We start from the raw sequence: 22,486 nt of genomic DNA on the forward strand, positions 1-22,486 counted from the left end.
CGAAGAGCTTCACAACAGCGAAGCTGGTCAAATTCGGCTGCGCGAGGACAGACTTTCGCCGATTCGCCGCCCCATAGTGGTTCTATGGGGCAAGAAGCGACGGAAATATGGACCGCACAGCCGGATTTGCAGCCCGGCCGGCCAAAGTCCGACAGGCTCCTAGGGCTTGATTGTGCCAGCGTCCAGGTCGAGATAGACCTTGTTGCTTTCGACTGCGACCGGATACGCCCTGATGGGCAGCACGCACGGAAACGACAGCGCCTGGCCAGTACGCACATCGAAGGTGCCGCCATGCCAAGGGCATTCCACGACGCAGTCCTCGTCGACTTCGCCCTCGGAAAGCAGCGCCTGACCGTGGCTGCAGGTGTCATCGGTGGCGTAGAAGGCATCGGCAACCCGGTACACCGCCACCGGGCCGGCACCGGGCGGGGTTACCTGGCGAATCTCGCCGTTGACCATCGCATCGGTGTCGCAAACGTAGAAGTGGGACGTGCCCATTACAAGATCCTCCATATCGGCTTCTTTGTAGGAATTTTCATGCCAGCCCGTAGGCCGTCACCAGGATCACCCCTGTGACGGTGGCGACTGTTCCGGCGATGACCAAGGGCGTGAAGATTTCATCCGCGCGGATGAACAGGTAAGAGACCAGCAGGACGAACAGCGGCGTGGTCGCGCCCAGCGGCGCGATGACCACCAGGCTTTCACGCTGCAGAGCCGCGTACAGCAGTACCGGCCCGAGACCCGAGAAGATCCCGGCGAGGACGAAGAAGCCCAACTCGCGTCGACTGCAGCGGATCTGCCTTGCCGACCCGGTCGCCACCACATGCAGCGTGGCAAACAGCCAGGACGAGGTGCAGGTCACCGCTGCGGCGGTCACCGCGTCCGAACCGAGATCGATCCCGATTTTGCGAAAGACGATGGAGATGCCGTAGCACACCGAAGCAAGCAACGGCAGCATAAGGTAAACGCGCGAAACGCTGCGCAGGCTACGCGTTGCACTCTGCCCGCCCTGCATGCCGACCAGGACGCTGCCCGCCACCACCAGCAGGCCGCCGACAAGGCCTCGCCTGGAGACGTGCTCGTCGAGAAACAGGATCGCCAGCAGCACCGTGATCACCGGATGCGTCAGGGTCAGCGGAGTAGTGATGTTCGCGCCCAGTTTGGCCATTCCCTGAAACTGGAAGAGCCGGCCAAGCAAGGGCGCGAACACCCCGGAGAGGAAGAAGTAGCGCCACTGCCACCAATGTTCGAACTGCCAGCCATGGGCAAGCAGGCTCCAGCCCCAGAGGAAGACCACGTTGATGAACAACGTGACCCACAATGCGGTGGCCGTCGACGCGGTCTTGACTCCTACGCGCACGAACACAAAGGTGAGTGCGAACATCAACGACGACAGCAGGGCCATGCCAATGGGCATCATTCCAGACATCTCGGACATACCCCTTCTGCGCTTGAAACGCGCTGCGTGTGACGCGAGCGAACGGCCCTGCCTCCTGCTGCAGGGACAGACCGCCCAAGCCCGGCGCGATCAATCCCGGAGCGCGGCGACAGAAGCAGCGCAGCTGTGTTCGAACGGCAGCTATCCGTGGCTCACAGACGAGATGCGCATCCCCCGCTTGCCGGTGTCCAGCACCTCACCGGTGATATAGGAGGCATCGTCGGAAGCCAGAAAGGCGATCGCCGCAGCCTGCTCCTCGACCGACGCAGGTCGATCGAACAGGCCTTCCTTGGTCACGTAGTCGTAGAACTGCTGGTTCCACTGTTTCTCCTGCTCGGTCAACTCGCGCCCCAGGCGCGGCGTCGGTCGCTCCTTGACTGCGGTGTTGCCGGGCGCGACGCAATTGACGCGGATGTTGAAATCGGCCAGCTCGACCGCCAGCGCCGTGGTCAGGCCGACCACCCCGCCCTTCGATGCGGAATAGGGGATGCGGAAGATCCCCATGGTCGCGTTGGAACCAACGTTGACGATGGCGCCGCCGCGCGCCTGCATGTAGGGCACCACGGCACGGCAACACCACAAAGGCGGCCAGAAGGAGCGCTCGACTTCGGCTTTGATCTCCTCTTCGCTGTAATGCCAGAACGGCTTCTTCCAGATGGTCCCACCGACATTGTTGACCAGCACGTCGATGCCGCCGAAGGCGGATTTGGCTTCGCCCATTGCGCCTTGCGCACCGGCGTAGGTGGCCAGGTCGGCGATCGCCACTGCCACCTCAAGACCCTGTGCACGCATGGCGTCGGCGGCCTCATGGGTCGGCGCGGCAGATTTGTCCGCGAGCACCACCCGGGCACCCTCGCGCGCCAGCCGCCAGGCGGTGGCCAGGCCGATGCCCTGCCCTGCACCGGTGACCAGGGCCACCTTGCCGTTGAATCGTCTGCAGTTGTGTTGGTTCACGGTTCTGTCCTGGTTCCTGCGCGTGCTCTCACCCTGCGCGCATGCGCGTGGCGGGCGCGCTCACTTGCCGAATTCATCGACGTTGGGCTTGGCGCCCCACATGCAGAATGAGGAGGGTTTCATCTCGAACTGGCGCGGTGTGTAGGACGCCTCGTCGGTGATCCGCTTGACCCCGGAGGAATATTCGTAGACACGCCCGTCGGGTCCGAGGAAGTAAATGAACATCGCGGTCGAGGTTGGGTGCCGGCCGGGCCCGAACACGATCGGGACGCCCCGGTCCTGCAGGAAATACCAGGATCGCATCACGTCATCGATGCTCGCCACCTGGAAATTGACGTGTTGGATGCCGGTCTTTTCGGAGGGGAACAGTGCGATCTTGTGATGCACCTCGTCGATGCGCAACAGCGCGCTATCGCCGATGCGGTCACTGACCCGGGCGCTGAGGACCGAGGTCCAGAAGCGCAGGTCTCGCTCGATATCACGGCTGTGCAGACCAAAGTGACCAAACTCGGTAATCCCGGCGTCTCGCGCGGGGAAGTAGCGCACACCGGTCTGGTGGGGCCGGTAGACCAGCTCGATGTGATTTTCGTTGGGGTCGGTGAGCGCCACGAAGGCTTCAACCCGACGCTCCTCGCACTCGGCCGAGTTGCCCCGGTGGGTCGCGATCCCCAGCTGCGCCAGCTCCTGCTCGAGGGCCTCCAGGTCGGCCAGGTGGCGTACCTCGAACGCCGACACGTCATAGGACGCATCACCCTGGATGTAACAGAGGTTGAAGGCGCTGCTGTCGCCACGCAGGTAGGCGTGGGTGGGCGTTCTTGCGCGCAGTTCCAGCCCCAGGATGTCGGTGGCAAAGCGCACCATTTCCTCCAGGTCGCTGCAGCCCAGGCGCAGGTAGCAGATATCGTGCAGATGGATCATTGCTTAATCCCCACTGATGGTTCCATGAGCGCCGTGGCCAGCTGGCCACGATCTATGCCAGGCCCTGGTGCAGGCGAGAAAGAAGCGTGGTGACCGGGCGTTTCCGACCAGGCGGCCGAAACACCCGGCATGTCCCGCATCGAGCCGGCCGCAGCCGAGCCATGCTGATGGCGACCCGGATCCAGCGGCACAGCCCGCCGTGCGACCGGCGTTGCGCCGCCGGTGCAGACGCTACGATCGGCGCGCACAGGTTGCGCCGGGACGCTCACCGCGCCGCGCTCCCGCCGCCGATTGCGTCAACAAAAAGCTTGGACACGGCCATTTCCACCGATCATGAATTCCGATCAGACCAAGAAGGTCAGGTTCGGCATCGCCTCGTCATTGTTCAGCAGCATCACTTTCTTGCTGCGAATGCGGAACCGTTCAGGGTCATCCTGCAGCCGGTAGAGGCATTTTCCAAACCAGATGTTCTGCAGGCCGGCTCGCATCTCGCCGAGTACGAAACTGGAAGCAACCACTAACTCGTCATCCTCACGGCTGAGCGGAACCACCCCGGAGATGGTGCGGACCAGCTTGGGCTGCGGCCGATAGGCGTGGGCGTTCTTGTCCTTCAGGCGCATCATCCGCTCGTCCAGGCTCGCACGATCATCGTAGATGATCGCGATGCCGGTCATGGGATCCTGATCATCGTCGTTGCAAGGCACCCAGTAGCGAATGTCGCCATCGGCCCACAGGGCATGCCACTGCTGGTACCGATGGTCGTCCATCAGGGCGGCCTCATAGGCCAGGAAGCGTTCCAGGCGCAGCTGTGTCTGGAGGTCCACGATACTGCCGGCCAAGGCCGCTGGCGTCGCTTCCACAAGGTGTTTGGCCACTGGTTTGTCTCCGTTTGTTTGCGATCGCAGCTCAGGGGGCTGTCATCAGCCGTTTCCATTCCTGCATCTGTGCGCGCTGGGTGATTTCATCGCTGATGCAGCCGGTCACGCTGCCATCGGCATCGACCTGCTCACGGGCCATCCCCCGCGACAGCAGCACCCAGGGCTCGCGATCGGCGAGCAGACCACGTTGCGTGCGCTCGAATATCTCGGCGTCGTCCGGTGATCCGGCCGCTGCCGGTCCATAAAAAGCCTCGTGGGCACGCAGGCGCTTCTCGTTAATGCTCGGCCCGACGCCCTTCAGAAAAACCGGGTACATCAGCACCTCGGTCTCGCCCGGGCTGATCGGCACCACCACCCGCACGTGGTCATGGATCAGTTGCAGGTTTGGAAACAGTCCAAGATGCGGGTCACCATGCCAGGCAATCAGCTCTTCGGCACGTTCCCGCCCATAGGCGGCGATCATGTCCTCCACATACAGGCGGCCTTCTTCCTTGCGCTGGAGGTCTTCGATGGCCGCCGCCGCCTGCGGGCGGCGCTGTGCGCGGAAGTCGAGGCAGGCGTGGCCATTGGGAAAACCCCGCGTCCGGCTCTGCGACGCATCGGAAAACGGATCTTCCAGATGTAACGCACCAACTGCAGATCCGGTGGTGTTTTCGCGCTCGCCAAAGATCTTGAATACCGAAACATGCACGTAATGGGGGTGATAGCCATCCATGCCGATCTGTTTCCAGTTGCCTCGGTACATGGTCTTGTTGACCACACCCGGTTTGACCTCGATTTGGCCAACGGGCGAGGAATCAACCATGATGTCGATCAGCTCCCTGGTCGAGCCCAGGTACTGGTCGAGGCTCATGCCATCCTCGGCCAGACTGGCAAAAACAAATCCGCGATAACTGTCCACGCGCGGAACCTTGCCCAGAGCGTGCTGCTCAGCCTTGAAGTTCCTATCGTAGCCTTCCGGGCCGGTAACCCCGACCAGGTCGCCACCGGAGTCATAGGTCCACCCATGATACCAGCACTGGAAGCGCTTGGCATTGCCGCGCTGTGCCTCGCACACCTGGGCGCCCCGGTGACGACAACGGTTGATCAATAACTGGATCTCACCCTTTTCGTCGCGGGTGGCGATGATCGGGAAACGCCCCAGCTGGATGCGCTTGAAATCACCGGGCTCAGGTATTTCACTTTCATGCAGGGCGAACAACCAAGTGCGGTGGAAGATGCGTTCCATCTCGTCCTGAAAGATCTGCTCGTCGGTAAAGATCGAGCTATGGACGCGGTCCTCTTCCACAAGCGCACCGTAGTCGCGACCGGATGCGATCAACGTTGTCATTGGTATGGCCTCATCATCTACTGTCCTGGCCGCGTCGCTGCGGTGTTGGCTCCCGCGATTGTGCAGCCTGGAACGATTGGTCGATAAAAAACCCGCCACGGGCCTTTTGGACCGTGCCATGTGTGTCCGATTTGCGCCCAATGCACGCGGCAACCGAGGGCACGTAACTGCGCCTGCTCGATCGGCTCGCACAGGCTCTTAAAAGTGGCCGGCGAAACGATGCGATCTTCACGGCGATGGTGGTCCGCAGTCGGCCGGGCGGCCCCGGCTTCGACGTACGCGACCTCGTCGTTTTCCACCACAACTCGAAGTGCCCTCCCTAGATCAATGCTGGATCGGCCAGCACATACTTCAGCGCCTAATTTAGTGATCTAAGATACTACCCGCCGAGGGCCTGTCAAGTGCTGGACGCCGCGGCCACTGCGCGCCCAGCAGCTCGGCCCCTCGATGTGTCCGATCAGAGCCAGGCAGCGGCAGGCGAGTGGCCTAGAGGATCAGCGCCCGTCAGAAGACAGTCCTCGCCCATGAGCTTGGCTGGAGGAAATTCCGATGTCATCAAGGAAAACGGAGCATCGGCCAGACCTGCACGGCATCAGCGGCGCTACCTGCTGCGCCCAGGGGCCGGGCACGGGAACCCTGGTGCGGCCCGGTTACGCACCTGGAGGAAATCCAGGCCGGCCACCACGACTCAAACGTAGATGCGTGGATCTGGCCCACGGAGGACCGGGCGCGGAAGAACGTGCTGCCACGAGAAGGCTGGCAGACCCGTGCCTGGAGCTGAGTGTGGCGTGCACACCGGTGATAGCGTCAGTGCCCGCGGTAGGCGAGCGGGCGTTGCGGCCAGCGTGCTTGGCGCGACATTGCCAACTGTGGCCCACAATGACGGGCCACTGATCTCTGCAATCGAGGAACCGCTGCAGACCAAGCCAGGACTTGGCTTCTGACGGCTGTTCGACGCGCTCGTGCGCCCCAATGGCTGGCGCAGCAAGCCCTGTCGGGTTGTCTGCCCTTGTGGGGCAGGCCTCTTCAAACGCCAAGGCAGGCAGCGGCTGCCGGAGCCGATACGAACTCTGCCGCAGATCCCGCCGCATGCGCCAGACATCACCATGAACCGCCCCGGCAATGCTGCGGAGACCTTCATCGTTGGTCCGCTGCGAGCACCCAGCGCCTGCAGTCCTCATCTTAGGATTGCGCTTGAATATCAGTACGCGCAATTTTCAGGGGCAAGACTTTCCGAGCTGCTTTGAGCGCGAGCGCGAGAAGTGACTTTCTGCTCGGTGTCGTGCAGGCAGGGGCTATACCGCGCGTGCTTCGACAAGATTCTCGATGATGCCCAGCAGGCCCCGATGCAATGTCCTGACGTCATCTTCGGGTATCCCGCGCACCGCGACCTCGTTGAGCTCCTCGGCGATGGGGATCAGCACGTCCTTCAGGGCCAGGCCTTTGGGCGTGAGATAGATGTAGATCTTCTTCCGGTTGCCGTTCTGGAAACGGCGCTCGATCAGCCCCTTGGCTTCCATGGCTTTCAGCGCCGTAAATGTGGTCGGTTCCATCAGTCCGACCTGGTCGCTCAATTCCCGCTGGGTGAGGCCTTCGGTGACCCATAGCACGCGCAGAAAGGCCCAGTGTCCGAAGCTGACGTCGTGTTCGGCCAGCCGCAGTTGCAGGCTTCGCGTCAAAAGCCGGGCAGCATCCCGAACCAGGTGGGCTAACCGATCATCGGGCACCTCCTCGCGCCAGTGACGGAGTACCTGCTGCGCAGTGTGATCGTCTTTCCGTTTCATCGCCTCTCCATATCCTGTCTCGAAAGTGTTATGCACGGCGCGCTGCATGCGTGTTGTGGCCCATGCGTGAACATTGGTAACCGTCCGCTCAGCCGATCTGCTAGCCGGCCCGAAGGGCATGCGTGTCGCGGGCGGAGAGAACACAGGTATAAGTGCCCGGCGATGCGACTTGTCTGCCCGCCACCCGAGAAGCGCACAGGCCTGCCCTTGATAGCAGGAGAGCGGGATGCGGGGCAAGGGTGAGGTGGCATGGGCGTGGGCCGATTGACCCAGCGCTGGCCCGAGCCGGAAGCAACCATGGCTGGCGATCAACGGGCACCGGATGCCCGCGTTGCCGATTCCAATCCACCGGGGCCGGCAGGTTTCCTGGCGCCGGCGCCCGCGGCCACGCGCCTGCCCTGGCGCTCGGCGCCCACGGCAGCGGCAGTCAACTGCCATTTCACAGCCGAGTTCATCACAATGTGATCGCCTGGCCTTCGCCGGGCCCATGGCGGAAGGTCCGTCGCGGCCGCGCAGGGGTGCCACGTTGAAGCATTCATTCCTGATGGATGGCGGCCAGCTGGGACGGCTGATCGCGCAACACGACTGGGCATCGACCAGCCTGGGTCCGATCGACGACTGGCCGGACGCGTTGCGCACCGCCGTCGCCCTTATGCTGCAATCGCCGGTGCCGATCGTGACCCTGTGGGGCCGCGAAGGGGTGATGATCTACAACGATGCCTATTCCAGGTTCGCCGGCGAGCGGCACCCGTCGCTGCTGGGCTCCAACGTCCGCGAAGGCTGGGGCGAGATCGCCAGCTTCAACGACAACGTGGTGAGCCACGTGCTGCTGGGCAACCAGCCGCTGTCCTACAAGGACATGGAGCTGGCCCTGAACCGCGACGGCCAGTTGAGGACCCTGTGGGTGGATCTGGACTACTCGCCGGTGCTGGACCAGACCGGCACCCCCATCGGCGTGTTCGCCATCGTGGTGGAAACCACCGAGCGGGTCCTGGCCCAGCGCACCATCGCCGCCGAGCGCGAGCGCCTGGCGCAGCTGTTCGAACAGGCGCCCTCGTTCATGGCGGTGGTGCGCGGGCCCGAGCATCGCTTCGAGCTGGCCAACCCGGCCTTTCGCCGGCTGGTGGGCGATCGCGCGGTGATCGGCAGCACCCTGCCCCAGGTGCTGCCCGACGCCGTGGACCAGGGCTACCTGGCCCTGCTGGACCGGGTTTTCGCCGACGGCCAGGTGTACGCGGCACAGGGCGCGCCCTATGCGATGCAGGTCCATCCGCAAGCAGCGCCGGTGCGACGGGTGGTGGATTTCGTGTTCCAGCCGATCAAGGACGAACAGGGCCAGCCCATCGGCATCTTCATCGAGGGCGTGGATGTCACCGACCGCGCGCGCGCCGAATCGGCCCGCGAGGCCCTGGTTGCCCTGACCGACGCGATCCGCGATGCCCGCGAGCCGGCGCAGCTGGGCCTGCTGGCCAGCGCCATCCTGGGCCGTGCGCTGGCCGCCGGCCGGGTCGGCTATGCGCATGCCATCGAGAGCAGCCAGGTCCTGCAGGTGACCTGTGAATGGCGCGCCGCCGGCATCGAACCCCTGGACCCGATGCTGGACCTGCGCTACGGCGCGCTGGGCAGCGCGCTGGAGACCGGCGAGCTGGTGGCCGTCGAAGACGTCTGCGACCACCCCCTGACCCAGTCCATGGCCGCGCCGCTGGAAAGCAGGCAGGTGCGCGCCCTGATCAACGTGCCGGTCATCGAACAGGGCCGGCTGGTGGCCATCCTCTACGTCCATGAAAGCCAGGTGCGCCACTGGGACGAGCAGGAAATCGCGCTGGTGCGCGAGTTCGCCGAGCGCCTGCGCACCGCCGAACAGCGGTTGCACGGCGAGGCAGCCCTGCGCCATGCCAACGAGACGCTGGAGCAGCGCGTGGAGCAGCGCACCCGCGAGCTGATGGACACCGAGGCGGCCCTGCACCAGGCGCAGAAAATGGAAGCGGTGGGCCAGCTCACCGGTGGTCTGGCGCACGACTTCAACAATCTGCTGACCGCCATCACCGGTGGCCTGGAACTGCTGAAGATGCGCCTGGCCCAGGGCCGCACCACCGACCTGGACCGCTACATCAACATCGCCGCCAGCGCCGCCGGGCGCGCAGCCAGCCTGACCCATCGCCTGCTGGCCTTCTCACGCCGGCAGACGCTCTCGCCCAAGCCGACCGACGTCAAGCAGCTGGTCAACGGGATCGAGGAATTGATCCAGCGCACCGTGGGCCCATCGATCACGGTGGAGACCGTCAACGCGGCCGGGCTGTGGCCCTCGCTGATCGATCCGAGCCAGCTGGAAAACGCGGTGCTCAACCTGTGCATCAATGCCCGCGATGCGATGCCCGATGGCGGCAGGATCACCATCGAGACCGGCAACCGCTGGATGGACCGGCGCACCGCCAGCGAGCGCGGCATCGCTCCCGGCCAATACATCTCGCTGAGCGTGTCCGATACCGGCACCGGCATGCCGCCGGAGGTGATTGCCAAGGCCTTCGACCCGTTCTTCACCACCAAGCCACTTGGCCTGGGCACCGGGCTGGGGCTGTCGATGATCTACGGCTTTGCCCGCCAGTCCGGCGGCGCGGTCAGCATCTACTCCGAGCCGGACAAGGGCTCGACGGTGTCCATCTACCTGCCGCGCTACCTGGGCGAGGCCGACCAGCCCGGCGAGGCACAGGCCTCCGGCGATGCCCCGCGCAGCCTGCAGGGCGAGACCGTGCTGGTGGTCGACGACGAAGCCGCGGTGCGGGTGCTGGTGACCGAAGTGCTGGGTGACCTGGGGTATGCGCCGCTGGAGGCCGAGGACGGCGCCAGCGGGCTGCGCATCCTCAATTCCGACGCGCGCGTGGACCTGCTGGTCACCGACGTGGGCCTGCCCGGCGGCATGAACGGCCGGCAGATGGCCGACGCGGCGCGGGTGCAGCGTCCGGGCCTCAAGGTGCTCTTCATCACCGGCTATGCCGAAAACGCGGTCCTCAGCCACGGCCACCTGGAACCGGGCATGCACGTGCTGACCAAACCGTTCTCGCTGGACGAGCTGGCCGGGCGCATCCGCGAACTCATCGCCAGCTGAGGCCGGCGCGGGTCCGGGCACTCAGGCCGCGCGCCTCACCCCGGCAGCGGCCGCAGGCACAGCCAGATCGCAGCCCAGTGCGCCGCCGCACCGCCCAGCACGTGGGCGTGCCACAGCGCACGGTTGTAGACCAGCGACTTGCGCACGTAGAACCCCACGCCCACGGTGTAGATCAGCCCGCCTGCGGCGATCAGCCACAGCACCGCACTGTCCAGCCCGGCCATCAGCGGCTTGATGGCGATCACCGAGGCCCAGCCCAGCAGCAGGTAGATCGCCACCCAGAAACCCTTGCCCACCCCGGGCAGGAACAGCTTGCCGACCACGCCAAACAGCGCCACGGCCCACACCCCCAGGATCATCGCCCAGGCCCACGCCCCGGACAGGCCCAGCACCAGCAAGGGCGTGTAGGAGCCGGCGATCATCACGAAGATGCCGGCGTGGTCCAGCTTGCGCAGAAAGGGCTGGCGCGCGGCGGGGGCGAAGTTGTAGGCGGCCGAACAGGCAAACATCACCAGCAGTCCCAGCGCGTAGACGCAGGTGGCCACCAGCAGCGCCTCGTTGGCAAGCGCACGCCACACCAGCACCGCCCCGCCGAAAATCGCCAGCACCAGGCCGGCAAGGTGCACGATCAGGTCGGCGCGGCGGGCGGCGGCGGTCTTGTAATGGGGTGCAGCGGGGACGGGAGCGGACAAGGGCGATGCATGCGTCGGGAAGAAGGCACACAGGATACCGGCCGGGCATGGCGCGCCGGCCTTGGGACTTGTGGGAGCCGCGTAGGGCGGGTCTTGACCCGCCGTGGTCGCACCGCAATCGCAATCGCAATCCAGGCCGTACCGCGGTGGCGGGTCAAGACCCGCCCTACGGCCTCAGGCTGCCATGCCGTTGTGGCGCAGCAGCGCATCGATGCTGGGCGCGCGGCCGCGGAAGGCGGTGAAATTTTCCAGCGCGCTGCGGCTGCCGCCGCGCGAGAGGATCTCGGCGCGAAAGCGCGCGCCGGTATCGGCCAGCTGGTCCGGCGCTTCCTCGAAGGCGGCATAGGCATCGGCACTGAGCACCTCGGCCCACTTGTAGCTGTAATAGCCCGCGCCGTAGCCGCCGGCGAAGATGTGGCTGAAGCTGTGCGGGAAGCGGTGCCAGCTCGGCGGGCGGTTCACCGCCACTTCGTCGCGCACCCGCTCCAGCAGGTCCATCACCCTGTCCTGCACCGGGTCGAACTCGGTATGCAGGGCCATGTCGAACAGGGCGAACTCCAGCTGGCGCACGGTCTGCATGCCGCTGAGGAAATGCCTGGCCGCGATCATCCTGTCGAACAGCGCCCGCGGCAGCGGCTCGCCGGTCTGCACGTGCCGGGTCATGCCCTGCAGGCGCGCCCATTCCCAGCAGAAGTTCTCCATGAACTGGCTGGGCAGTTCCACTGCGTCCCATTCCACGCCGTTGATGCCCGACACGCTCAGCTCGCCGACCGCAGTCAGCAGCGCATGCAGGCCGTGGCCCATCTCGTGGAACAGGGTGATCACCTCGTTGTGGGTCAAGGTCGCCGGCTGCCCGTCCACGCCCTTGCCGAAGTTGCACACCAGGTAGACCAGCGGGGTCTGCACGCCGTCGGCGCGCTGGCGGCGGTTGCGGCAGTCGTCCATCCACGCCCCGCCGCGTTTGCCCTCGCGCGCGTACAGGTCCAGGTAGAACTGGCCCACCAGGCTGCCGTCGGCATCCTGCAGGCGGTAGAAGCGCACGTCCGGATGCCAGACCGGCGCGGTGTCGGCCACCACCTCCACGCCATAGAGCGACTTGATCAGGTCGAACAGGCCGCCCAGCACCGCCTCCTCGGTGAAGTACTGCTTCACCTCCTGCGCCGAGAAGCTGTAGCGTGCCTGCTTGAGCTTCTCGCTGACGTAGGCGATGTCCCACGGCTCCAGCGTCTCAAGGCCCAGCGCGTCGCGGGCGAAGGCTTCCAGCTCGGCCCGGTCCTGCCGGGCGTAGGGCAGCGCGCGTGCGCCCAGCTCGCGCAGGAACTCCAGCACCTGGGCCGGGCTCTGCGCCATCTTGGTGGCCAGCGAGTATTCGCCATACGAGGCAAAGCCCAGCAGCTGCGCCAGCTCGGCGCGCAGGGCCAGGACCTTCTGGATCAGCGGCGAGTTGTCCAGCTTCTCATCGCCGGCCTCCGAGGCGCGCACCGCATAGGCCTGGTACAGCGTCTGGCGCAGGGCGCGGTCGTCGGCATAGGTCTGCACCGGCAGGTAGCACGGCATCTGCAGGGTGAACTTCCAGCCCGGCTCGCCCTCGGCCCTGGCCGCGGCGCGGCTGGCGGCGATCACCTCGTCCGGCAGGCCCGACAGGTGCTGCCTGTCCTTGATCCAGAACGCGTATTCGTCGGTGGCATCGAGCACGTTCTCGGAGAACTTGGCCGACAGGCTGGCCAGTTCCTCGCGCACGGCCGCAAAGCGTGCCTTGGCCTCGTCGGCCAGCTCGGCGCCGCCGAGGCGGAAATCGCGCAGCGCGTTGTCCAGGGTCCTGGCGCGGGCCGGATCCAGCGCGGCCGGGTCGGTCGTTTCGGCCAGCGCCCGGTACTGGGCGAACAGTGCCTGGTTCTGTGCCAGCGCGCTGGCGAAGCGGGTCACCTTGGGCAGGTTGTCGTTGTAGGCCTTGCGCAGCTCGGGCGAGTTGAGCACGCCCTGCAGATGGTTGACCTGGCCCCAGGCGCGCCAGAGTCTTTCGGTGGCATCGTCCAGCGGCACCACGAAGCTGTCCCAGGTGACCGGGCTGACGGTTTCGGCCCGTTTCACCGCCGCCTCGGCATCGGCCAGCAGCGTGTCGATGGCCGGGCCGACATGCTCGGGAGCGATGGCATCGAAACGGGGCAGGCCGGAAAAATCGAGCAGCGGGTTCATCGGTGAATTCCTGGGAAAGGGCATTTCAAGATAGGGCGCGTGGCGGGCACATCCAAGCGCGCCGGGACTCAGCCGTCGTGGCGGGCGGTCTGTAGTTCAGGCAGGGCCGCGCCGGCCACCGCGGCGGCCGTGGCCGCGTCACTGAGTCGGGTTTCGATCCCGCAGCGCACGTACCAGGCCGGATCGTAATAGCTGTGGGCATAGCGCTCGCCGCTGTCGCACAGGATGGAGACGATCGAGCCGCTGCGCCCGGCGGCCTGCATCGCCTGGGCCGCGTGCAGCACGCCGACCAGGTTGGTGCCGGTCGAGCCGCCCACGCGCCGGCCCAGCGCCGTGCTGGTCCAGCGCATCGCCGCCAGGCTCAGCGCATCGGGCACCTTGAGCATCGCATCGATGCAGCTCGGCACGAAGCTGGCCTCCACCCGCGGCCGGCCGATGCCCTCGATGCGCGAGCCGCAATGGTGCAGGCACCCGGCATCGGCCTGGCCTGCCAGCGCCTGGCAGTAGTAGTGGAAGAACACCGAATGCTCCGGATCGGCGCACAGGATGCGGGTGCGATGGCGCCGGTAGCGCACGTAACGGCCCAGGGTAGCGGCGGTGCCGCCGGTGCCGGGGCTGCAGACGATCCATTCGGGGATCGGGTGCGGCTCGGCCGCCATCTGCTTGAAGATCGATTCGGCGATGTTGTTGTTGGCCCGCCAGTCGGTGGCCCGCTCGGCGTAGGTGAACTGGTCCATGAAATGGCCGCCATGCGCCCGCGCCAGGCGCTCGGACTCGGCATTGATCGCGCCGGGCTGTTCGACCAGATGGCATTGGCCGCCGTAGAAGGTGATCGCGGCGATTTTCTCCGGCGAGGTGCTGGCCGGCATCACCGCGATGAACGGCAAGCCCAGCAGGCGCGCGAAATAGGCTTCGGACACCGCGGTCGAACCGCTGGAGGCCTCGATCACCGGCGCGTCCTGGCGCAGCCAGCCGTTGGCCAGCGCATACAGGAACAGCGAGCGCGCCAGGCGGTGCTTGAGGCTGCCGGTGGGATGGCTGGATTCGTCCTTCAGGTACACGTCGATGCCCGGATAGCCGGGCAGCGGCAGCGGGATCAGGTGGGTGTCGGCCGAGCGGTTGAAGTCGGCTTCGATCTTGTGGATGGCGGCGGCCACCCAGTCGCGCTGCGACATCGGGGTGAGCTTCGAAGACAAGGTATGCCGCCCATTCTAGGGCCGCCGCGCCGCCGGCGCCCGGCCGGGGCATCATCCCGTTGCCGCCGCAGCGGCGGGCCGGGCCAGCGACGCGGACCAGACCCGCCCTGCACAGCGGTCATATCGCGCCCTGGCTGCAGCCCCTGATCGGTGAGCCGCTGCCGCGCACCTTCAACGCGACAACAGCACCGCGCCCGGCGCACGCATCGCGCGCAGCGTCGCCACCAGGCTGATGTAGCCGGCGGCCAGCTGCGCGAACAGCTCGGCCGTGGCGCTGCGGCCGCTGTCGGCCACCTCGGCATAGGCGCCGCGGCCCAGGTCGATGAAGTAGTCCTCGCTCACCCGGCGCCGCTGCGCCAGCCCGGGGAACAGTCCGGCGATCAGCAGGCAACGATCGCCCACATCGCGCAGCGCATCGGCGCGCAGCTGGCCGGTCTGCTGCTGCGCATGCAGCCATTCCAGTGCCTGGGTGCGGGCCAGCAGGTCGCGTTCGCGCTGGTAGCGCAGCAGCACGAAGACCAGGTACGCCTCCTGCGCCTGGTCCAGCGTTTGCCCCTGCTCGCCGGCTGCCTCATGCACCAGTGCCTGCCACAGTTCCATCGCCGCCCCATCCCGCCATGCCTTCATCACCATGCACCTGCCTCTTTGGTTGACCTGGCTTGACGCTACCGCGTGTGCCCAGCGCGGTGTTGGCAGGCGGCCGGCCACAGTGCTAACGCGGCCGGGCATGGATCTGGTCGGCGGACCGTCGCCAGGCCAGCCCCTGGCAGGTCCGGTGAACCTTCAGTCGCCGGCGCGCCTGCTGCGATGCCGGCGGCGCTTGCGATAGAGCTCCTGGTCGGCATGGGCCAGGGTCTGCTCCAGCGTTTGCCCGGCGATGCGCAGCGCAGCGCCCTTGGAGAAGCCGATCGGCGACTGGTCCGCATCGGCGCGCAGCTGGGCCATCCATTGGGCCAGGCCTTCGGCGTCGGCGTGGGCCAGCAGCACCGCGAATTCGTCGCCGCCCAGTCGCACCACCACGCCGGGCTCGGGGGTATGGCGCCGCAGGAAATCGGCAAAGCTCACCAGCACCTGGTCGCCGCGCTGGTGGCCATGGGTGTCGTTGACCTGCTTGAAATGGTCCAGGTCGAAGGCCACGCACGCGGCCGGCATGTCGGCCCACAGCGTTTCCAGCTCCAGCAGGTAGCGGCGGTTGAAGCAGTTGGTCAGCGGATCGCGCCGGGAGAGTTCGCGCAGCCGCCGCTCCTGCCAGTACTGGCTGGTGACGTCCTGGGCGTGGGCCAGCACGTAACGCTCTCCGTCGTCCTCGTCCAGCACGTTATGGAAGTTCCAGTAGCGCAGGGTGCCGTCGCGCGCGACCAGCTCGATGGTGCCCGAGGCATTGCCTTCGCGGTAGATCTCGGCCAGATAGTCGCCGAACCAGGCACGGCGCTCGGGCTGCATGAACTCGGTCAGCTCACGCCCCAGCAGCGCCGACACGTCCATCCCCAGCGAACGCGCGGCGGCCGGGTTGATGTTCAGCAGCACGCCATGCGCATCATGGGTGCAGATCAGGCCCAGGCTGAACTCGAAGATCTTGCGGAACCGGCGCTCGCTGGCCTCCATCGCCTGCACTGCGCGGTGGCGCATGGTCACATCCTGGAAGGCGCCCAGCAGCTTGCGCCGGCCGTCCACCACGTCCATGCGCCCCACGGTGCGCACCCAGATCGCGCGGCCGCCGCGGGTGACCAGTGGCAGCTCCAGATCCCATCCTTCGCCGGTCTCCACGCTGCGCTGCACCGCGGCGTTGACCACCTCGCGCGCCGGCTCGGGATAGAAGGACAAGGCCTGCTCGTAGCTGGCCGGGGTGAAGCCTGGCGGTACCTCGTGGATCCGGCAGGTTTCGTCGGACCACAGGATCTGGCCGCTCTCCAGGTCGGCCTCGTAGCCGCCCACGCCCGCGGTCCTGCCGGTGCGTTCCAGGAACGCCTCGCTGGCGCGCAGTTGCCGTTCCAGCGCCGCGCCGCGTTGCACCTGGGCCGACAGTTCCAGCGCGTTGCCGGTCAGTGCTTCCTGGTTCTTCATCAGCTGCTCGCGCAGCTCGATCGCCGCCACCGTGGCCTTGGCCAGCTGCTGCAGCGCGCTGCGCTGGTGCTCGCTCAGCGCGCGCGGCACGGTATCCAACACGCACAGCGTGCCCACCCGATGGCCGCTGGACAGGGTCAAGGGCGCGCCGGCGTAAAAGCGCACGTGCGGCTCGCCCACCACCGTGTCAAGGCGCGAGAAGCGCACGTCGCGGCGCGCATCGCGCACCTCCATCAGCTCTTCGCTGCGGATCGCGTAATCACAGATGGCGGTGCTGCGCGCGGTCGATTCGACGCCGGGCAAGCCATAGTTGGACTTGAACCACTGGCGCTGCTGGTCGATCAGGGTGACCAGGGCCACCGGCGAGCCGGTAAGCTCGGCCGCGGCGCGGGCCAACGCATCGAACAGCGGTTCTGGCGGGGTATCCAGCAGACGCAGGTCCAGCAGCCGCTGCAGGCGCTCGCGTTCGTCGTCGGTTTCCAAGCCCTTTGCATCCATCTCGCATTCTCTGCACGTTGGCGGCCCCGGCCGCATGCGCAACGGGGTCACCCGCCATCTTCGCCCATCGCCAGGGACCATTCATGCCCGGCGGCGGGATCGGATGCACAGTTTGATCACCTGCAGCAGGACTGGTGATTGCGCCGAAACCGCTCGTGCTTCCGACGAATGTCTTCGGCGATCGGCGCAAATGCGCGCTGGGTTTGGCCGGGCCATCCCCGGATAATCGGTGCATCCGCGCGGCCCGGCGGGCGCTCGAGCCTGCGCCGCCCGGCTTCCACACCCCAAGGAGTCACCATGTCCGCTGACCTGCTCAAGGCCCTGGGCCTCAGGCACACCAATCCAGGCACCTACCTCGGCCAGGGCCAGTGGTCCCAGACCACCGGTGCCGGCGTGCTGGAGTCGGTCAATCCGACCACCAACGCCGTCATCGCCACGGTCCAGGCCAGCAGCCAGGCCGACTACGACACGGTGATCGCGCGCGCCCAAGCGGCGTTCAAGGTATGGCGCACCACGCCCGCCCCGCGCCGCGGCGAAGCGGTGCGCCTGTGCGGCAACGCCCTGCGCGCCAACAAGGACCTGCTCGGGTCGCTGGTCGCCCTGGAGATGGGCAAGTCCAAGCCCGAAGGCGACGGCGAAGTGCAGGAGATGATCGACATCGCCGACTTCGCCCTGGGCCAGAGCCGCATGCTCTACGGCTACACCATGCATTCGGAGCGCCCCGGCCACCGCATGTACGAGCAGTACCACCCGATCGGTCTGGTCGGGATCATCAGTGCGTTCAATTTTCCGGTCGCGGTGTGGTCGTGGAATGCCTTCCTGGCCGCGATCTGTGGCGACATCTGCATCTGGAAGCCGTCCAGCAAGACTCCGCTGACCGCGATCGCCACCCAGAAGATCTGCAACGCGGCACTCGCCGATGCCGGCTTTCCGGACCTGTTCTTCCTGATCAACGATGCCGGCGCCGAGTTGGCCCGGCAGTTGGTCGATGACACCCGCATCGGGCTGATCAGCTTCACCGGCTCGACCGAAGTCGGCCGCACGGTCGCCGAGCGCGTGGCCCGTCGCCTGGGCCGCAGCCTGCTGGAGCTGGGCGGCAACAACGCGATCATCCTTGACGAAACGGCAGACCTGAAGCTGGCCGTGCCGGGCATCGTCTTTGGCGCGGTGGGCACCGCCGGCCAGCGCTGCACCACCACCCGCCGGCTGATCGTGCATGCCTCGATCCACGACACCGTGCTGGCGGCGCTGGTCAAGGCCTACCGGCAGGTCGAAGGCAGGATCGGCGACCCGCTGGATCCGGCCAACCTGATGGGCCCGCTCAACAGCAGGTCGGCGGTCGATGCATTCCTGGCCGCCGTGAAACAGGCCAAGGCCGCCGGCGGCATCGTGGAAACCGGCGGCAGCGCACTGGCGCGCGAGGGCAACTTCGTCCTGCCGACCATCATCACCGGCCTGGACAACAGCGATCCCATCGTCCAGCGCGAGACCTTCGCCCCGATCCTGTACGTGATGCGCTACGAAACACTGGACCAGGCCATCGACCTGCACAACGGCGTGCCGCAGGGCCTGTCCTCGGCGATCTTCACCAACAGCCTCAAGAGCGCCGAGAAGTTCCTGTCCGCCGCCGGCAGCGACTGCGGCATCGCCAACGTCAACATCGGCACCAGCGGTGCGGAGATCGGCGGCGCGTTCGGCGGCGAAAAGGACACCGGCGGTGGCCGCGAATCCGGCTCGGATGCGTGGAAGGCCTACATGCGCCGCCAGACCAACACGATCAACTATTCCGATTCACTGCCGCTGGCCCAGGGCATCAAGTTCGATCTGTAGCCGCACCTGGCAACGGGTCATTCGACCGTGACCGCCTTGGCCAGGTTGCGCGGCTTGTCCACGTCGGTGCCGCGCGCCAGGGCGGTGTGGTAGGCCAGCAGCTGCACCGGGATGGTGTGCACCACCGGCGAGAGCACGCCGGTGTGGCGCGGGGTGCGGATCACGTGCACGCCGGCGGACTCGCTGAAGTGGCTGTCCTGGTCGGCGAACACGAACAGCTCGCCGCCGCGCGCGCGCACTTCCTGCATGTTGGACTTGACCTTTTCCAGCAGGCGATCGTTGGGCGCGATGAACACCACCGGCATGGTGGCATCCACCAGCGCCAGCGGGCCGTGCTTCAACTCGCCGGCCGGATAGGCCTCGGCATGGATGTAGGAGATTTCCTTGAGCTTGAGCGCACCTTCCAGCGCGATCGGATAGCTCAGGCCGCGGCCCAGGAACAGCGCGTTTTGCTTGAGCGCGAAACGCTCGGCCCAGGCCGCGATCTGCGGCTCCAGGTTGAGCGCGTGCTGCACGCTGCCGGGCAGGTGGCGCAGCTCTTCCAGGTATTGCGCTTCTTCTTGGTCGCTGACCTTGCCATGCAGCCTGCCCAGGACCACAGTCAGCTGGAACAGCGCCGCCAGCTGGGTGGTGAAGGCCTTGGTCGAGGCCACCCCGATCTCGGCGCCGGCGCGGGTGTAGCAGACCAGCTCGCTGGCACGCGGGATCGCGCTCTCGGGCACGTTGCAGATCGACAGCGTGTGCAGGTGGCCCAGCGACCTGGCGTACTTGAGCGCCTCCATCGTGTCCAGGGTTTCGCCAGACTGGGAGATGGTCACCACCAGGTGCTTGGGGTTGGCGTAGGCGGCGCGGTAGCGGTATTCGCTGGCGATCTCCACGCTGCATGGCAGGCCGGTGATGGCCTCGATCCAGTAGCGCGCGGTCAGGCCGGCGTAGTAGCTGGTGCCGCAGGCCAGGATCTGCACCCCGGTGATCTGGCGCAGGATGCTTTCGGCGTTTTTTCCGAACAGCGTGGCCGGAAAGCCGCCCGCATCGACCGCCGCCTCGATGGTGTCGGCGATGGCGCGCGGCTGCTCGTGGATTTCCTTCTGCATGAAGTGGCGGTACGGGCCCAGCTCCAGCGAGGCCAGCGACACGTCCGAGACATGCACCTTGCGCTCCACGCGGCTGTCGGTGGCATCGAACACGGTGACGCCGGTGCGGGTCACATCGACCGTGTCGCCCTCTTCCAGGAAGATCACCCGGCGGGTGGCCTGCAGGATCGCCGACACGTCCGAGGCGACGAAGTTCTCGCCGATGCCCAGCCCGACCAGCAGCGGGCAGCCCATGCGCGCGGCGACCAGGCGCTGCGGCTCGGCCTTGGACACCACGGCCAGCGCATAGGCGCCGGTCAGTTCCTTGACCGCCGCCTGCAACGCGGCCAGCAGGTCCAGGCCCTGCTGCTGATGGTGGTGGATCAGGTGGGCGATGACCTCGGTATCGGTCTGCGATTCGAACACGTAGCCCAGCGCGGCCAGCTTCTCGCGCTGCGCCTCGTGGTTTTCGATGATGCCGTTGTGGACCAGGGCCAGCGCGCCGTGGCTGATGTGCGGATGGGCGTTGGCCTCGGTCACCCCGCCGTGGGTGGCCCAGCGGGTATGGCCGATGCCCAGCGTGGCGCTGAAGTGCTCGGCCTGCGCGGCCGCTTCCATCTCGGCGACGCGCCCGGTGCGGCGCACGCGGCGCACGTCATCGCCGACGACCATGGCAATCCCGGCCGAGTCATAGCCACGGTATTCCAGGCGCTTGAGGCCCTCGATCAGGACCGGGACCACATCGCGATCCGCGATCGCGCCAACGATGCCGCACATGGGAAATCCTTTGCAGGTCTGCAATCAGAAAGAGCGCGGCAAGTTTACAGGCGCACTCCGGCTGCCTGACTGCCGCCTGGGTTGCCGGAGCGCTCCGTCGCACGCAGAGTTGCCCCCTCCCTTGCGCGCAGCGCAGGGGAGGGATGGGAGGGGTTGCTCCTGGCTTCGCGTGCGGGCCACCGCGCCGCCGTGCTTTACGGCAAAAGGCGACCCCTCCCCGGCCCTCCCCTGCGCTGCGCGCAAGGGAGGGAGCGAACAACGAGGCGCTTGACCGGTGTGTCCGGAACCTGGGGGGAGAGGCGCATGCCGCTGTCCGCACGGACAGCCCCGGTGTCCGCGCGGACAGTGTCCAGTGGAGCCTGCCCTTTCGATTCAACGACTTGCCGTTGGCACACGCCATGCTTGGCAGGCACGGACGCCGCAGCCACCGATGCCATCCAAGCCCATGCAGACCGCAAACCCTTTCCGCATCCGCGACACCGCTGGCCAGGACACCGTGGTCCTGGCCAGCAAGGGCGCGCGCTGGAAGCGTTGGGGGCTGGTCGGCGGCGGGGCGGTCGTGCTGGCCGCCTTGCTGGCCTGGGTGGTGATGGGCTGGGCCGCGGGCGGGCGCTCGTTCGACGCCAGTCGCGTGCGCATCGCCACGGTGACCCGGGGCGACCTGGTCCGCGACCTGGCTGCCGACGGCCGGGTCATCACCGCCAACAGCCCCACGCTGTATGCCATCGACGGCGGCACGGTCACCCTGCAGGTGGTGGCCGGCGATGTGGTCAAGAAGGGCGACGCGCTGGCGGTGATCGACAGCCCGGCCCTGCGCAGCAGGCTGGTCCAGGAGCAATCCACCCTGGCCGGGCTGCAGGCCGAAGCCAGCCGCGCCACCTTGGACGTGACCCGGGCCAGGGCCGAGGCCAGCAAGGCCATCGACCAGGCCAGGATCGACCGCCAGGCCGCCGAGCGCGATGTCCAGCGCTACCAGCGCGCCTTCGACGGCGGTGCGCTGCCGCAGGTGGAACTGGCCAAGTCGCAGGACACCCTGAAGAAATCCGAGATCGAACTGCAGCACGCCCGGCAGGATGCTTCGCTCAAGCAGCAGGGTGCGCAGCTGGATGCCCGCAACAAGGCGCTGCTGGCCCAGCGCCAGAACGCGGTGGTCGAGGAACTGAGCCGCCAGGTCGACGCGCTGACCCTGCGTGCGCCGTTCGACGGCCAGGTCGGCCAGGTGCAGGTCGCCCAGGGCACCAACGTGGCGATCAACGCACCGATCCTGAGCGTGGTGGACCTGAGCAAGTTCGAGGTCGAGATCAAGGTGCCCGAGAGCTTCGCCCGCGACCTGGCCATCGGCGTGCCGGCGCAGCTGACCTCCGGCAGCGGCGAACCCTACCCCGGCAAGATCTCGGCGGTGTCGCCGGAAGTGGTGGCCGGCGAGGTCACCGCGCGGGTGCGCTTTGACGGCAGGCAGCCACCGGGCCTGCGCCAGAGCCAGCGCATGAGCGCACGGATCCTGCTGGATACCCGCAAGAACGTGCTCAAGGTCGAGCGCGGTCCGTTCGTCGAACAGTCCGGCGGCCGCTACGCCTACGTCATGGCCGGCTCCAGCGCCCAGCGTCAGCCGGTGCAGCTGGGCGTGTCGAGCCTTTCGGAAACCGAAGTGCTGTCCGGTTTGAACGAAGGTGACCGGGTGGTGGTCTCCGGCGCCGACCAGTTCGGCGATGCGCCACGGGTGACGATTTATTGAGCCGTCGGGACCCGGGA

The 22,486-nt window shown here is 66.8% G+C and carries 16 protein-coding genes; 3 read left to right on the plus strand and 13 right to left on the minus strand.

Annotation, left to right across the window (positions count from 1 at the left end; genetic code table 11):
- Positions 1–159: 159 nt before the first annotated feature.
- The 7 genes from D9R12_RS03635 to D9R12_RS03665 all read right to left on the minus strand — a co-directional run bounded on the left by D9R12_RS03635 (position 160) and on the right by D9R12_RS03665 (position 7,302).
- Positions 160–498, minus strand: a complete 339-nt coding sequence (locus tag D9R12_RS03635) for a non-heme iron oxygenase ferredoxin subunit (protein ID WP_122228131.1) — start codon at positions 496–498, stop codon at positions 160–162.
- Between the two features lie 37 nt (positions 499–535).
- A complete protein-coding gene (locus D9R12_RS03640) occupies positions 536–1,405 on the minus strand; it encodes a DMT family transporter (RefSeq protein WP_210538779.1) in 870 nt (289 codons plus the stop codon).
- Between the two features lie 174 nt (positions 1,406–1,579).
- A complete protein-coding gene (locus D9R12_RS03645) occupies positions 1,580–2,392 on the minus strand; it encodes a 1,6-dihydroxycyclohexa-2,4-diene-1-carboxylate dehydrogenase (RefSeq protein WP_122228137.1) in 813 nt (270 codons plus the stop codon).
- 60 nt (positions 2,393–2,452) lie between these two features.
- Positions 2,453–3,310 carry a VOC family protein gene (locus D9R12_RS03650; RefSeq protein WP_122228140.1) on the minus strand — a complete coding sequence of 286 codons (858 nt, stop codon included), beginning with the start codon at positions 3,308–3,310 and terminating at the stop codon, positions 2,453–2,455.
- Between the two features lie 344 nt (positions 3,311–3,654).
- Positions 3,655–4,185: an aromatic-ring-hydroxylating dioxygenase subunit beta gene (locus D9R12_RS03655; RefSeq protein WP_122228143.1), complete on the minus strand. Its 531-nt coding sequence runs from the start codon at positions 4,183–4,185 to the stop codon at positions 3,655–3,657.
- A gap of 31 nt (positions 4,186–4,216) precedes the next feature.
- Complete coding sequence (locus D9R12_RS03660; RefSeq protein ID WP_122228146.1) at positions 4,217–5,518, minus strand: aromatic ring-hydroxylating oxygenase subunit alpha; 1,302 nt, start codon at positions 5,516–5,518, stop codon at positions 4,217–4,219.
- A gap of 1,295 nt (positions 5,519–6,813) precedes the next feature.
- The gene (locus D9R12_RS03665) at positions 6,814–7,302 is read right to left on the minus strand and encodes a MarR family winged helix-turn-helix transcriptional regulator (protein WP_122228787.1); all 489 of its coding nucleotides are present in this window, start codon (positions 7,300–7,302) and stop codon (positions 6,814–6,816) included.
- A gap of 544 nt (positions 7,303–7,846) precedes the next feature.
- On the opposite strand from D9R12_RS03665, the gene D9R12_RS03670 reads away from it, so the two are divergent.
- The gene (locus tag D9R12_RS03670) at positions 7,847–10,408 is read left to right on the plus strand and encodes a PAS domain-containing hybrid sensor histidine kinase/response regulator (protein ID WP_122228149.1); all 2,562 of its coding nucleotides are present in this window, start codon (positions 7,847–7,849) and stop codon (positions 10,406–10,408) included.
- A gap of 35 nt (positions 10,409–10,443) precedes the next feature.
- On the opposite strand, the gene trhA is transcribed toward D9R12_RS03670, so the two are convergent.
- The 5 genes from trhA to D9R12_RS03695 form a co-directional block, all read right to left on the minus strand.
- Positions 10,444–11,100 (minus strand): PAQR family membrane homeostasis protein TrhA, encoded by a 657-nt coding sequence (gene trhA / locus D9R12_RS03675; protein ID WP_122228152.1) that lies wholly within the window; start codon positions 11,098–11,100, stop codon positions 10,444–10,446.
- A 174-nt stretch (positions 11,101–11,274) separates the two neighbouring features.
- A complete protein-coding gene (locus D9R12_RS03680; RefSeq protein ID WP_122228155.1) occupies positions 11,275–13,296 on the minus strand; it encodes a M3 family metallopeptidase in 2,022 nt (673 codons plus the stop codon).
- A 68-nt stretch (positions 13,297–13,364) separates the two neighbouring features.
- Positions 13,365–14,471: a PLP-dependent cysteine synthase family protein gene (locus D9R12_RS03685; RefSeq protein WP_014161742.1), complete on the minus strand. Its 1,107-nt coding sequence runs from the start codon at positions 14,469–14,471 to the stop codon at positions 13,365–13,367.
- 192 nt (positions 14,472–14,663) lie between these two features.
- A complete protein-coding gene (locus tag D9R12_RS03690; protein ID WP_210538791.1) occupies positions 14,664–15,122 on the minus strand; it encodes a hypothetical protein in 459 nt (152 codons plus the stop codon).
- A 153-nt stretch (positions 15,123–15,275) separates the two neighbouring features.
- A complete protein-coding gene (locus D9R12_RS03695) occupies positions 15,276–17,054 on the minus strand; it encodes a sensor domain-containing diguanylate cyclase (protein WP_122228161.1) in 1,779 nt (592 codons plus the stop codon).
- A 297-nt stretch (positions 17,055–17,351) separates the two neighbouring features.
- On the opposite strand from D9R12_RS03695, the gene amaB reads away from it, so the two are divergent.
- Positions 17,352–18,884: an L-piperidine-6-carboxylate dehydrogenase gene (amaB, locus tag D9R12_RS03700; protein WP_122228164.1), complete on the plus strand. Its 1,533-nt coding sequence runs from the start codon at positions 17,352–17,354 to the stop codon at positions 18,882–18,884.
- Between the two features lie 17 nt (positions 18,885–18,901).
- On the opposite strand, the gene glmS is transcribed toward amaB, so the two are convergent.
- The gene (glmS, locus tag D9R12_RS03705; RefSeq protein ID WP_122228167.1) at positions 18,902–20,734 is read right to left on the minus strand and encodes a glutamine--fructose-6-phosphate transaminase (isomerizing); all 1,833 of its coding nucleotides are present in this window, start codon (positions 20,732–20,734) and stop codon (positions 18,902–18,904) included.
- 445 nt (positions 20,735–21,179) lie between these two features.
- On the opposite strand from glmS, the gene D9R12_RS03710 reads away from it, so the two are divergent.
- Positions 21,180–22,469 (plus strand): efflux RND transporter periplasmic adaptor subunit, encoded by a 1,290-nt coding sequence (locus D9R12_RS03710; RefSeq protein WP_170159132.1) that lies wholly within the window; start codon positions 21,180–21,182, stop codon positions 22,467–22,469.
- The last annotated feature ends 17 nt before the right edge of the window (positions 22,470–22,486 follow it).

This window comes from Pseudoxanthomonas spadix (assembly GCF_003703395.1).
Classification (GTDB): domain Bacteria; phylum Pseudomonadota; class Gammaproteobacteria; order Xanthomonadales; family Xanthomonadaceae; genus Pseudoxanthomonas_A; species Pseudoxanthomonas_A spadix.

Excerpts from the sequence above, each read along its gene's own strand:
- D9R12_RS03685 (WP_014161742.1), bottom strand. The coding sequence starts at position 14,471 with ATGTCGCAGCGCGACTGGGTGGCCGCCGCCATCCACAAGATCGAAGCC.
- D9R12_RS03635 (WP_122228131.1), bottom strand. The coding sequence starts at position 498 with ATGGGCACGTCCCACTTCTACGTTTGCGACACCGATGCGATGGTCAAC.
- D9R12_RS03680 (WP_122228155.1), bottom strand. The coding sequence starts at position 13,296 with ATGAACCCGCTGCTCGATTTTTCCGGCCTGCCCCGTTTCGATGCCATC.
- glmS (WP_122228167.1), bottom strand. The coding sequence starts at position 20,734 with ATGTGCGGCATCGTTGGCGCGATCGCGGATCGCGATGTGGTCCCGGTC.
- D9R12_RS03650 (WP_122228140.1), bottom strand. The coding sequence starts at position 3,310 with ATGATCCATCTGCACGATATCTGCTACCTGCGCCTGGGCTGCAGCGAC.
- amaB (WP_122228164.1), top strand. The coding sequence starts at position 17,352 with ATGTCCGCTGACCTGCTCAAGGCCCTGGGCCTCAGGCACACCAATCCA.
- D9R12_RS03665 (WP_122228787.1), bottom strand. The coding sequence starts at position 7,302 with ATGAAACGGAAAGACGATCACACTGCGCAGCAGGTACTCCGTCACTGG.
- D9R12_RS03710 (WP_170159132.1), top strand. The coding sequence starts at position 21,180 with ATGCAGACCGCAAACCCTTTCCGCATCCGCGACACCGCTGGCCAGGAC.
- D9R12_RS03695 (WP_122228161.1), bottom strand. The coding sequence starts at position 17,054 with ATGGATGCAAAGGGCTTGGAAACCGACGACGAACGCGAGCGCCTGCAG.
- D9R12_RS03670 (WP_122228149.1), top strand. The coding sequence starts at position 7,847 with ATGGATGGCGGCCAGCTGGGACGGCTGATCGCGCAACACGACTGGGCA.
- D9R12_RS03640 (WP_210538779.1), bottom strand. The coding sequence starts at position 1,405 with ATGGCCCTGCTGTCGTCGTTGATGTTCGCACTCACCTTTGTGTTCGTG.
- D9R12_RS03660 (WP_122228146.1), bottom strand. The coding sequence starts at position 5,518 with ATGACAACGTTGATCGCATCCGGTCGCGACTACGGTGCGCTTGTGGAA.